9 protein-coding genes and 1 pseudogene are annotated in these 12,470 nt (G+C 71.3%); 8 read left to right on the top strand and 2 right to left on the bottom strand.

The genetic code is table 11. The features are described 5' to 3' along the window. Positions 1-102 precede the first annotated feature (102 nt). A complete protein-coding gene (gene metE, locus ACIGQF_RS08405) occupies positions 103-2,421 on the top strand; it encodes a 5-methyltetrahydropteroyltriglutamate--homocysteine S-methyltransferase (RefSeq protein WP_399707133.1) in 2,319 nt (772 codons plus the stop codon). Between the two features lie 103 nt (positions 2,422-2,524). Here the strand turns inward: metE and ACIGQF_RS08410 are convergent, their stop codons facing one another. Together ACIGQF_RS08410 and ACIGQF_RS08415 are read right to left on the bottom strand one after the other, a co-directional pair. After that, positions 2,525-3,622: an enoyl-CoA hydratase/isomerase family protein gene (locus ACIGQF_RS08410; protein ID WP_399707135.1), complete on the bottom strand. Its 1,098-nt coding sequence runs from the start codon at positions 3,620-3,622 to the stop codon at positions 2,525-2,527. Beyond that, positions 3,619-3,773: pseudogene (locus tag ACIGQF_RS08415) on the bottom strand (acyl-CoA dehydrogenase family protein); the annotation flags it as partial. The gene ACIGQF_RS08410 and the pseudogene ACIGQF_RS08415, both read right to left, overlap by 4 nt. Before the next feature lie 173 nt (positions 3,774-3,946). On the opposite strand from ACIGQF_RS08415, the gene ACIGQF_RS08420 reads away from it, so the two are divergent. The 7 genes from ACIGQF_RS08420 (at position 3,947) to tdh (ending at position 12,447) form a co-directional block, all read left to right on the top strand. After that, positions 3,947-5,755 (top strand): methylmalonyl-CoA mutase family protein, encoded by a 1,809-nt coding sequence (locus ACIGQF_RS08420; protein WP_399707137.1) that lies wholly within the window; start codon positions 3,947-3,949, stop codon positions 5,753-5,755. After that, complete coding sequence (gene scpA / locus ACIGQF_RS08425) at positions 5,755-7,935, top strand: methylmalonyl-CoA mutase (protein WP_399707139.1); 2,181 nt, start codon at positions 5,755-5,757, stop codon at positions 7,933-7,935. Before ACIGQF_RS08420 ends, scpA begins: the two co-directional genes overlap by 1 nt. A gap of 12 nt (positions 7,936-7,947) precedes the next feature. Then, on the top strand, positions 7,948-8,934 hold the full coding sequence (gene meaB / locus ACIGQF_RS08430) for a methylmalonyl Co-A mutase-associated GTPase MeaB (RefSeq protein ID WP_399707141.1): 987 nt from the start codon (positions 7,948-7,950) through the stop codon (positions 8,932-8,934). A 178-nt stretch (positions 8,935-9,112) separates the two neighbouring features. After that, positions 9,113-9,466 (top strand): hypothetical protein, encoded by a 354-nt coding sequence (locus ACIGQF_RS08435; protein ID WP_399707142.1) that lies wholly within the window; start codon positions 9,113-9,115, stop codon positions 9,464-9,466. 91 nt (positions 9,467-9,557) lie between these two features. Beyond that, on the top strand, positions 9,558-10,118 hold the full coding sequence (locus tag ACIGQF_RS08440) for a DinB family protein (protein WP_399707144.1): 561 nt from the start codon (positions 9,558-9,560) through the stop codon (positions 10,116-10,118). A 55-nt stretch (positions 10,119-10,173) separates the two neighbouring features. Then, on the top strand, positions 10,174-11,298 hold the full coding sequence (locus ACIGQF_RS08445; protein ID WP_399707146.1) for a hypothetical protein: 1,125 nt from the start codon (positions 10,174-10,176) through the stop codon (positions 11,296-11,298). 120 nt (positions 11,299-11,418) lie between these two features. Continuing rightward, positions 11,419-12,447 (top strand): L-threonine 3-dehydrogenase, encoded by a 1,029-nt coding sequence (gene tdh / locus ACIGQF_RS08450; RefSeq protein WP_399707147.1) that lies wholly within the window; start codon positions 11,419-11,421, stop codon positions 12,445-12,447. Positions 12,448-12,470: the final 23 nt, after the last annotated feature.

The raw sequence follows: 12,470 nt of genomic DNA on the forward strand, positions 1-12,470 counted from the left end.
CCGCGCATTGCCGCGCGAGGCCGTACCGCCCGGTGGGTCACCCCTTCGCGTTCTCGTCCCGTTGCCGGGATCTCAGGGATTCATCTCGCGAAGGAGATCTCCGTGACAGCGAAGTCCGCAGCCGCGGCAGCACGGGCCACCGTGTACGGCTACCCGCGCCAGGGCCGGAACCGGGAACTGAAGAAGGCGATCGAGGGATACTGGAAGGGCCGCGTCACCGCTGATGCCCTCCGTACCACCGCCGCCGGACTGCGCCGCACCAACTGGCAGCAGCTGGCCGACGCCGGCATCGACGAGGTTCCGACCGGCGACTTCTCGTACTACGACCACGTGCTGGACACCACCGTCATGGTGGGTGCGGTGCCCGACCGCCACCGCGACGCCGTCGCAGCGGACCGCCTCGACGGCTACTTCGCGATGGCGCGTGGTACGCGGGACGTCGCACCGCTGGAGATGACCAAGTGGTTCGACACCAACTACCACTACCTGGTCCCCGAGCTGGGCCCGGACACGGTGTTCTCCGCCGACTCCGCCAAGCAGGTCGGCGAGCTGAAGGAGGCCGTCGCCCTGGGGCTGACGGCCCGTCCGGTCCTGGTCGGCCCGGTCACCTACCTGCTTCTCGCCAAGCCGGCGCCCGGCGTCGCCGCCGACTTCGACCCGCTGACCCTGCTGGACCGGCTGCTCCCCGTCTACGCCGAGGTCCTCGCCGACCTGCGTGCCGCCGGCGCCGAGTGGGTCCAGCTGGACGAGCCCGCCCTCGTACAGGACCGCACCCCGGCCGAACTGAACGCCGCAGAGCGTGCCTACCGGGACCTCGGCGCCCTCACCGACCGCCCGAAGCTGCTGGCCGCCACCTACTTCGACCGCCTCGGCAACGCCCTGCCGGTGCTCGCGAAGACACCCGTCGAGGGCCTCGCCCTGGACTTCACCGAGGCGGCCGCCGCCAACCTGGACGCCCTCGCCGCCGTCGGCGGGCTGCCCGGCAAGCGGCTGGTCGCCGGTGTGGTCAACGGCCGCAACATCTGGGTCAACGACCTGGAGACCTCGCTCGCCACGCTCGGCACGCTCCTCGGCCTCGCCGACCGCGTCGACGTGTCGGCCTCCTGCTCCCTGCTGCATGTCCCCCTCGACACGGCCCCCGAGCGCGACATCGCACCGCAGATCCTGCGCTGGCTCGCCTTCGCCCGCCAGAAGATCACCGAGATCGCCACCCTCGCCAAGGGCCTCGCACAGGGCACGGACACGATCGCGGCCGAACTCGCCGCCAACCGCGCCGACCTGGCCTCCCGCGCCGGCTCCCCCATCACCCGCGACCCGGCCGTACGCGCCCGTACCGCGGCCGTCACGGAGGCCGACGGCCGGCGCTCCCAGCCGTACGACCGACGGGCCGCGGCGCAGCGCGCCCACCTCGGCCTGCCCCTGCTGCCGACCACCACCATCGGCTCCTTCCCGCAGACCGGCGAGGTGCGCACCGCCCGCGCCGACCTGCGTGCGGGCCGGATCGACACGGCCGGCTACGAGGAGCGCATCAAGGCGGAGATCCAGGAGGTGATCTCCTTCCAGGAGAAGGCCGGCCTGGATGTCCTGGTGCACGGCGAGGCCGAGCGCAACGACATGGTGCAGTACTTCGCCGAGCAGCTCACCGGCTACCTCGCGACGCAGCACGGCTGGGTCCAGTCCTACGGCACCCGCTATGTCCGGCCGCCGGTCCTGGCCGGTGACATCTCCCGTCCCGAGCCCATGACGGTGCGCTGGACGGAGTACGCCCGGTCCCTGACCGACCGCCCGGTCAAGGGCATGCTCACCGGCCCGGTCACCATGCTCGCCTGGTCCTTCGTCCGCGACGACCAGTCCCTCGCCGACACCGCCCGCCAGGTCGCGCTCGCGCTGCGCGACGAGGTGACCGATCTGGAGGCGGCGGGCACCTCCGTCATCCAGGTGGACGAGCCGGCGCTGCGCGAGACCCTGCCGCTGCGCGCCGCTGACCGCCCCGCCTACCTGGCGTGGGCGACCGAGGCGTTCCGGCTCACCACCAGTGGTGTGCGCCCGGACACGCAGATCCATACGCACATGTGCTACGCGGAGTTCGGCGACATCGTCCAGGCCATCGACGACCTCGACGCCGATGTCATCAGCCTGGAGGCCGCCCGCTCCCACATGCAGGTCGCACGCGAACTGGCCTCCCACGGCTACCCGCGGGAGGCCGGGCCCGGCGTGTACGACATCCACTCCCCGCGCGTGCCCAGCGCCGAGGAGGCGGCGGAGCTGCTCCGCACCGGCCTGGAGGCGATCCCCGCCGAGCGGCTGTGGGTCAACCCCGACTGCGGTCTGAAGACCCGCGGCTGGGCCGAGACCCGAGCCTCCCTGGAGAACCTGGTCGCCGCGGCCCGCACGGTCCGCGGCGAGCTGCCCGCGCGCTGACCGGACGGCTCTGGGGCCGGGACACCGCAGGGTGTTCCGGCCCTCATGGCCGACTCCGATGAACGCGACGGTACGCGACAGTCCTGCTCACCGGATCACCAAGTCATCCCGTCGTGGTGTCCGACCCTGCGGCGAGTCCGAGTTCGCGCGCGCCGAGAGGCGCGAAGAAACGCTCGACGTCGGCGTCGGTGACCTCGGCGAGGGTGGCCGGTGACCAGCGCGGATTCCGGTCCTTGTCGATGACCTGGGCACGGATGCCCGCCACCAGGTCGGGGGTGGTCAGTGCCGCGCAGGAGACCCGGTACTCCTGGTCGAGGACCCGCTCCAGCGGGCCGAGCCGGCGGGCCCTGCGCAGTGCCGCGAGAGTGACCTTCAGGGCGGTGGGCGACCTGGCGATGAGGGTTACGGCGGCTTCCTTCGCGGCCGGGTCGCCGTGGTCGAGCAGCCGTCCGACGATCTCCTCGACCGTGTCGGCGGCGTAACAGGTGTCGATCCATTCCCGCCGCTCGGCCAGTTCCCCCGGTGGCGGGGCCTGCACGTGGCGGCTCAGTGCCTCCCGTACGGGCAGGCGGGACAGATCGTCGACGAGCTGTCCGAGTGCGGCGGACGGTACGTAGTGGTCGGCGAGTCCGCACAGCAGGGCGTCTGCGGCACCGGCCTGTGTGCCCGTCAGGGCGAGGTGGGTGCCCAGTTCGCCGGGGACCCGGGCGAGCAGGTAGGTGCCGCCGACGTCCGGTACGAAGCCGATGCCGGTCTCGGGCATGGCGATCCGGGACCGTTCGGTGACGAGGCGGATGCTGCCGTGCGCGGAGATGCCGACGCCGCCGCCCATGACGATGCCGTCCATGACGGCGACGTACGGCTTGGAGTAGCGGGCGATGCGGGCGTTGAGGCGGTACTCGTCGCGCCAGAACGCGGCGGAGGCGCTGCCGTCGCCGTTGCGTGCGTCGTCGTGGATCGCGCGGATGTCGCCGCCCGCGCACAGGCCCCGTTCCCCCGCGCCGGTGACCACCACCGTCTCGACGGTCGGATCGTCCTCCCAGGCGGTGAGCGCCCGGTCGATGCGGCGGACCATGGTGTGGGTCAGTGCGTTGAGGGCCTTGGGGCGGTTGAGGGTGAGGTGGGCGGCCCGGCCTGCGGTGTGCAGCAGGACGGGTTCTTCGGTGCCGATGGTGCCAGTGGTGCCGGTCGCGTCGGTCATCCGGACGCCTCCGTCAGGCCGCGGGCCACAATGACGCGCATGATCTCGTTGGTTCCTTCCAGGATGTGGTGACCCGCAGGTCGCGGACGATCTTCTCGATGCCGACGCTGTTGTACCCGTAACCGTCGTGCAGCTGCGGCATCCGACCCGCACATGGTTGGGCACCCTGGTAATCCCATCCCCCGCCGGTCCGTCCGCCGCTTCTCGACGGGGGCCCGGTCCCCTACCCCGGCAGGGCGGCGGTTCATGCCACCCGGTGGAAGAGAACAAGGTCACAGCCTTGCCCTCTGCCGCTCCATTGTTAACGTGGCCTAACATCCGAGCATGACGGTCCTGCCTGACGACGGGCTTTCCCTGGCGGCCGAGTTCCCTGACGCGACACATGAGCAGTGGCAGCACCTGGTAGCGGGTGTGCTGCGCAAGTCGGGCAAGGAAGTCTCTGGCGCCGAGGCCGAGTATGCCCTGTCCACCGCGCTGGAGGACGGGCTTCGCACCCGCCCCCTCTACACCGCGCGCGACCACGCGCCCGACTCCGGCCTGCCCGGCTTCGCACCCTTCGTGCGCGGCGGCCGGCCGGAGGGCAATACGGCCGGCGGCTGGGACGTACGCCAGCGCCACACGGTCGCGGACGGTGACGCCGTCCTGGCCGACCTGGAGAACGGCGTCACCTCCCTGTGGCTGGCCGTCGGAGGGTCCGGCATTCCCATTGCCTCGCTGGGCCGCGCCCTCGACGGCGTGTACCTCGACCTGGCGCCGGTCGTCCTGGACGCGGGCGACGAGGCCGCACCGGCCGCGCGGGAGCTGCTGCGGCTGTACGAGGAGCGTGGTGTCACCGCCGAGGCCGCTCGCGGCAACCTGGGCGGTGACCCGCTGGGCCACGAGGCCCGCACCGGACGCTCGTACGACATCGCTCCCGTGACCGAACTGGCCCGGTCGTGCGCCGCGCGGTACCCCGGGATACGGGCACTGACCGTGGACGCCCTGCCGTACCACGAGGCAGGCGGATCCGCGGCGCAGGAACTGGGCTGCTCCCTGGCGACGGGCGTCGCGTACCTGCGCGAGCTGACCGACGCCGGAATGAGCACGCAAGAGGCCTGCGCGCAGCTGGAGTTCCGGTACGCCGCGACCGCCGACCAGTTCCTGACCGTCGCCAAGCTGCGCGCGGCGCGCCGGCTGTGGGCCCGCGTCGCAGAGGCCTGCGGGGCGCCGCAGGCGGGCGCGCAGCTCCAGCACGTGGTCACCTCGCCGGTGATGATGACGCGCCGCGACCCCTGGGTGAACATGCTGCGCGCCACGGTCGCCACCCTGGCCGCCGGAGTGGCGGGCGCCGACGCCGTGACCGTACTGCCCTTCGATCACGCGCTCGGGCTGCCGGACGCGTTCGCGCGCCGTATCGCCCGCAACACCTCCACCATCCTCATCGAGGAGTCGCACCTCGCCCGGGTGATCGACCCGGCGGGCGGCTCCTGGTACGTGGAGCGGCTCACGGACGAGCTCGCGCACGCGGCCTGGGACTTCTTCCAGGAGATCGAGCGGTCCGGCGGGCAGGCTGCGGCGCTGCGCTCCGGCATGGTCGGCGAGCGGCTGGCCGCGACCTGGTCACAGCGGTCCGCCAAGCTCGCCACGCGACGCGAACCCCTCACCGGAGTCAGCGAGTTCCCGCACCTGGCGGAGAAGCCGGTCGTCCGCGACCCCGCGCCCGAGCCGCCGGCCGGGGGCCTGCCCCGGGTGCGGCGGGACGAGGCGTACGAGGCGCTGCGGGCCCGCTCCGACGCCCACCTCGCCGCCACCGGCACACGGCCCCGCGTCTTCCTCGCCGCGCTCGGCCCGGCCGCAGCGCACACCGCACGGCTGACCTTCGCCGCCAACCTCTTCCAGGCGGGCGGCATCGAACCCGTCACCGAAGGCACCTTCGGGGAGAGCGGAGCCCGGGAAGTGTGCCTGTGCTCCAGTGACACGCTGTATGAGAAGCAGGCCGAGGCCACCGCGCAGACGCTCCGTGAAGCGGGCGCACGCCATGTGTTCCTCGCCGGCCGCCCCGGCACGTACGCGGGCATCGACACCTACGTGTCCGCCGGCGGCGACGCCGTTGCCGTGCTCTCCGCCACGCTCGACCGCATGGGAGTGTCCTGATGTCCATCCCCGACTTCTCCGCGATCGAGCTGGGTACTCCCACCGCCGGGAGCGCGGCCACCGACGAGTGGCGCGCGGCCTTCAAGAAGGCCGCCGACGGCGACGACCGGCTCTGGGAAACGCCGGAAGGCATCCCGGTGAAGCCGCTGTACACCGGGCAGGACCTGGAGGGCCTGGACTTCCTGGCCACCTTCCCCGGCACCGCCCCGTACCTGCGCGGCCCGTACCCGACGATGTACGTCAACCAGCCCTGGACCATCCGCCAGTACGCGGGTTTCTCCACGGCCGAGGAGTCCAACGCCTTCTACCGGCGGAACCTGGCGGCCGGTCAGAAGGGCCTGTCGGTCGCCTTCGACCTGCCCACGCACCGCGGGTACGACAGCGACCACCCGCGGGTGACCGGTGACGTCGGCATGGCGGGCGTGGCCATCGACTCCATCTACGACATGCGCCAGCTCTTCGACGGCATCCCGTTGGACAGGATGACCGTGTCGATGACGATGAACGGCGCGGTCCTGCCGGTCCTCGCGCTGTACATCGTCGCCGCCGAGGAGCAGGGCGTACCGCCGGAGAAGCTGGCGGGGACCATTCAGAACGACATCCTCAAGGAGTTCATGGTCCGCAACACCTACATCTATCCGCCCAAGCCCTCGATGCGGATCATCTCCGACATCTTCGCGTACACCTCGCAGCGGATGCCCCGCTACAACTCCATCTCGATCTCCGGCTACCACATCCAGGAGGCCGGCGCGACGGCCGACCTGGAGCTGGCCTACACCCTCGCCGACGGCGTGGAGTACATCCGGGCCGGCCGGGACGCGGGCCTGGACGTGGACGCCTTCGCACCCCGGCTCTCCTTCTTCTGGGCGATCGGCATGAACTTCTTCATGGAGATCGCCAAGCTGCGCGCGGCCCGCCTGCTGTGGGCCAAGCTGGTCAAGCAGTTCGACCCGAAGAACACCAAGTCCCTCTCCCTCCGCACCCACTCCCAGACCTCCGGCTGGTCGCTCACCGCCCAGGACGTCTTCAACAACGTCACCCGCACCTGCGTGGAGGCCATGGCCGCCACCCAGGGCCACACCCAGTCGCTGCACACCAACGCGCTCGACGAGGCGCTCGCGCTGCCCACCGACTTCTCGGCCCGCATCGCCCGCAACACCCAGCTGCTGATCCAGCAGGAGTCCGGTACGACGCGCGTGATCGACCCGTGGGGCGGCAGTGCGTACGTCGAGAAGCTGACGTACGACCTGGCGCGCCGCGCCTGGCAGCACATCCAGGAGGTCGAGCAGGCGGGCGGCATGGCGCAGGCCATCGACGCGGGCATCCCCAAGCTGCGCGTCGAGGAGGCCGCGGCCCGTACCCAGGCCCGCATCGACTCCGGCCGCCAGCCGGTGATCGGTGTGAACAAGTACCGCGTCGACAGCGACGAGGAGATCGAGGTCCTCAAGGTCGACAACTCCTCGGTGCGCACCCAGCAGATCGAGAAGCTGCGGCGGCTGCGCGCGGAGCGCGACGAGCGGGCCTGCCAGGACGCGCTCGACGCGCTCACCCGGGCCGCCGGCGGCGAGGGCAACCTGCTGGAACTGGCGGTGAACGCGGCGCGCGCGAAGGCGACGGTCGGCGAGATCAGTGACGCCCTGGAGAAGGTGTACGGGCGGCACGCGGGCCAGATCCGTACGATCTCCGGTGTGTACCGCAACGAAGCAGGCGAGTCCCCGAACGTGGAGCGCACCCGGGCCCTGGTCGACACCTTCGCCGACGACGAGGGCCGCCGGCCGCGCATCCTGGTGGCCAAGATGGGCCAGGACGGCCACGACCGCGGCCAGAAGGTCATCGCCACGGCCTTCGCCGACCTCGGCTTCGACGTGGACGTCGGCCCGCTGTTCCAGACCCCGGCCGAGGTGGCCCGCCAGGCCGTCGAGGCGGACGTGCACATCGTCGGGGTGTCCTCCCTGGCCGCCGGCCACCTCACCCTCGTCCCCGCGCTCCGCGAAGCGCTCGCCGAGGAGGGCCGCGACGACATCATGATCGTCGTCGGCGGGGTGATCCCCCCGCAGGACGTGTCGACGCTGCTGGAGATGGGAGCGGCGGCGGTGTTCCCGCCCGGCACGGTGATTCCCGACGCGGCGTACGACCTGGTGACGCGGCTCGCGGCCGCCCTCGGCCACGGCGACCTGTGAGCCGGTGAGTCCATGGCCATCGATCTCGACACGTACGTCAAGGGCGTCCTCGACGGCAAGCGGGCGATCGTCGCCCGCGCCATCACCCTGGTCGAATCCACCCGCCCCCAACACCGCGCTCTTGCCCAGGAGTTGCTGACCGAACTCCTGCCGCACAGCGGGCAGGCCCGGCGGATCGGCATCAGCGGCGTACCGGGCGTCGGCAAGTCGACGTTCATCGACGCCTTCGGCACGATGCTGACCGGCCTCGGACACCGGGTGGCCGTCCTCGCCGTCGACCCGTCCTCCAGCCGGACCGGCGGCTCGATCCTCGGTGACAAGACCCGGATGGAACGCCTGGCCGTCGATCCGGCGGCCTACGTCCGCCCCTCCCCCACCGCCGGCACGCTCGGCGGTGTCGCCAAGGCGACCCGCGAATCCATCGTGGTGATGGAAGCGGCCGGCTACGACGTGGTGCTGGTCGAAACGGTCGGCGTCGGCCAGTCCGAAACGGCCGTCGCCAACATGGTCGACTCCTTCCTCCTCCTCACCCTCGCCCGCACCGGCGACCAGCTCCAGGGCATCAAGAAGGGCGTCCTGGAGCTGGCCGACGTCATCGCCGTCAACAAGGCGGACGGCCCCCACGAACGCGACGCCCGCACCGCCGCGCGGGAACTGGCGGGCGCGCTCCGCCTGATGCACGGCAAGGACGCGGCCTGGACCCCGCCCGTGCTCAGTTGCAGCGCCCGCGAATCAACCGGCCTCGACACCGTCTGGGACCGCCTGGAACAACACCGCACACTCCTGGACTCCACCGGCCGCCTGGCCACCCGCCGCCGCGACCAGCAGATCGACTGGACCTGGACGATGGTCCGCGACGAACTCCTCACCCGCCTCCACACCCACCCCGCCGTACGAACCCTCGCCCCCGAGCTGGAACACCAAGTCCGCGAAGGCGAACTGACAGCCACACTGGCGGCCGAACGAATCTTGGGGGCGTTTGGAGAGAGGGAGGGCTGAGGGGGCTGAGGGGTGGTCACTGAGTCCCGGACCTGCACAGCGATCAGCCCGGCTCCCCTCTCCCTGGCTCCGAACGGATGACCGTGGGTGCAGCGGTGGCATGGCTTGCCGCTGCTCGGGCGGCCGGCGCGCCAGACTGAGAGGGGTCGCCCGTTGCCGTGCATCCCGGAGTCCCTCCATGCCCCAGCCCGTCACCGAGCCGGACGAAGCCGACACCTTCCCGGCCTTGTGCGGTCACACGCACCTGTTTCCGGGCGCCCGCTGTCGCCTCCAGGGGCTTCCCGACCCGCAGGCGTTCATCGCCCGCCCCTGGTCCATCGACGTGGACCTGCGTTTCTCCGACGCGGTGGCCGTCGACGCGGAGCTGCGTATCGATCACCGGGCCGATGGTCCGTCGGGGCCCGTACTCGTCGTCCCGGCGTACACCACCGGCGCAGGCACGCATATCCAAGGGCGCAGCTGGCTGATCCGGGAACTCACCCCGGCAGGTGACGAGGCGGAGCTGACGATCGGCTCCCGGGCCTTGAGGTGAACTTCAAGGTTCAGGACAGATCCTGACCGCATCGGTTCCTAGCCTGGTCTCGCTGACGCAGCAGGAGCAGGCAAGCAAAAAGGGAGAGACCATGACGACCGCCAACGAACCCAACGCCCACGGCCTGGCCGAGGAACCGGCCGTGGCCGGCGAGCGCGCCGAATGGCTGGAGGCACTGGCCAAGCAGCGGCACTTCCTGCGGTTCACCACCCGTGACCTCACCGACGAGCAGGCCGGGAGGCGGACGACCGCCAGCGCGTTGTGTCTGGGCGGCCTGATCAAGCATGTCACCGAGGTCGAGCGGAACTGGGCGGACTTCATCCTCAAGGGCCCTTCGGCGATGCCGGACTTCACGGCGATGACCGAGGCCGACCGGGCCCGTCGCGACGAGGGATTCCGATTGCTGCCCGGTGAGACGCTGGCCGGCGTACTGGCCGAGTACGCGGAAGTGGCTCGCCGCACCGACGATCTCGTGGTCACTCTGCCCGACTTGGGCGTGGCGTGGCCGCTCCCGAAGGCCCCGTGGTTCGAGCCCAGTGCGCGGTGGTCGGCCCGCCGGGTGCTGATGCACATCATCGCCGAGACCGCTCAGCACGCCGGCCACGCCGACATCATCCGCGAGACCATGGACGGCGCCAAGAGCATGGGGTGACGACCGGCGCGGTAATGGGCAGGCGAGGCTGCCGGCGGGCGCCTAGGCTGCGGGAATGTCCGACTCTCACACTGACGCGTTGCTTCTCGGGCCTCGGGGCCGCCGGCTGTGCATGGCACTCGCACAGCGGCACGGCGAGGTCTGGGAGGCCCTCTTCCACGCGGCTCATGACCCTGCCGACCGGGAGAAGCGCGGAGTGCTGGTCCGGCTGTTGGGCGAGCTTGACCCCGCCGGGGTGGTCGCGGAGGCGGGCGCGTCCGGGCTGATGAACGCGTTGGGCGACAGCACGGACGCGGCGATGTACTGGCAGGAGCCGGACGAGGAGGACTGTCTGCTCGCCGCCCCGGACATCGCCGAGGCGCTGCGACCGCTCGCGCAGGCGATCGGTGATGCACCGTGGGCCGACTGGTGGTCGGAGGCCGTCGCACTGCATGACCAGGCATACGTGCAGTGGAGGGAAGAGGGCCGCGACAAGGACCGCCCGCCGCCCATCCGCGGCGCGGCCCAGGCGTTGCGGAAGTGGAAGGCGGCGGCGGTCAAGGACGAGCGGCGGGCGCAGTCGCTTCCCGAGGATCCGACGGCCGCCTACAGCGGCTGCTGGTGGTCGCTTCCTTCGGATGCCGGGATCACTGTGACCTCGCGTGCGCTGCCCCGGCTGGGCGCCGTGCAGCTCATGGCTGTCGAGGACGGGGGCGGCTGGACGCGGGCACGGGTGTGGCCCGTACGCACCTCGGACGACAGCCGGATCTACGAGGTCACCGGGCCACAGGCGTGGACGGAGCTGGTCGAGAGGTACCCCCTTCCGGTGCGCCGCTCGCGACGGCACGACTGGTGGCGGGCCACGGGCCGGGCGGCCGAGTGGTACATCCCCGACTGGGCGGCGGTCGCCGACGACTTCGACGCGGTGCACCTCACGGTGCTGGGGTATCTGGCCACGGCGGGACGGGCACTGGACCTGGGGCTGTCCGGCACCACCGGAGAGCCCAGTGCCACCGTGCTCGCTGGATGGGACCCGGATACGACGTACTGGCTCACCGACTCCACAGCGGTCGGCCGCGACGGCTCCCCGACCGACTGGGTGCTGCGCGAAGGCGACGGCAGTGAAGACCCCGATGGCGATGAGGAGCCGGTCTGGGAGCGCCTCCAGGCCCCCCGTACCGAAAGGCTCGCAGGCGCCTGAAGGTGATCTGTTGGGCGGGTTCAGAAATTCTCGATGGACGACGGTCGCATCAGGCGGCAGATTGAGTGCCGCCGCTGATCAGCCGTACCTCCCGCCCTCCTCGATGCCTGGAGTCGTGCCATGAAGGCACTCGTCAAACAACACGCCGAACCCGGCCTGTGGCTCACGGACGTTCCCGAGCCCGAGACCGGTCCCGGTGACGTACTGATCAAGGTGCTGCGCACCGGGATCTGCGGTACGGATCTGCACATCCGTTCCTGGGACGGCTGGGCCCAGCAGGCCGTGTCGACGCCCCTGGTGATCGGTCACGAGTTCGTGGGCGAAGTGGCGGCCGTGGGTGCGGACGTCACCGACATCGCGGTCGGCGACCTGGTCAGCGGCGAGGGTCATCTGGTCTGCGGCAGGTGCCGCAACTGTCTGGCCGGGCGCCGCCACCTGTGCCGCTCGACCCTCGGCCTCGGGGTGGGGCGGGACGGCGCGTTCGCCGAGTACGTCGCACTGCCCGCGTCCAATGTGTGGGTGCACCGCACGAAGGTCGATCTCGATGTCGCCGCCATCTTCGACCCGTTCGGCAACGCCGTGCACACCGCGCTTTCCTTCCCGCTGGTCGGCGAGGACGTACTGATCACCGGCGCGGGCCCGATCGGCATCATGGCCGCCGCCGTCGCCCGGCACGCCGGCGCCCGCAACGTCGTGATCACCGACGTCAGCGAGCCGCGCCTGGAGCTGGCCCGCAAGGTGGGCGCGACACTCGCCCTCAACGTCGGCAGGACCGACCTCTCCGAGGCCCAGCGGCGGCTCGGGCTGCGGGAGGGCTTCGACATCGGCCTGGAGATGTCCGGCCGCCCCGAAGCGCTGCGGGAGATGGTCGCCAACATGACGCATGGCGGCCGCATCGCGATGCTGGGTCTGCCCGCCGAGGAGTTCCCCGTCGACTGGTCGAAGATCGTCACCTCGATGATCACCGTCAAGGGCATCTACGGCCGCGAGATGTACGAGACCTGGTACGCCATGACCGTACTGCTCGAAGGTGGCCTCGACCTCACTCCCGTGATCACCGGCTCCTACGCCTACCAGGACTTCGAGGCCGCCTTCGACGAGGCCGCCACCGCACGCAGCGGGAAGATCATCCTCGACTGGACCGCCTGAGCGGCCCGGGCCCGGCCGCGCCG

This window comes from Streptomyces sp. NPDC053560 (genome assembly GCF_044544605.1).
Lineage (GTDB): Bacteria > Actinomycetota > Actinomycetes > Streptomycetales > Streptomycetaceae > Streptomyces.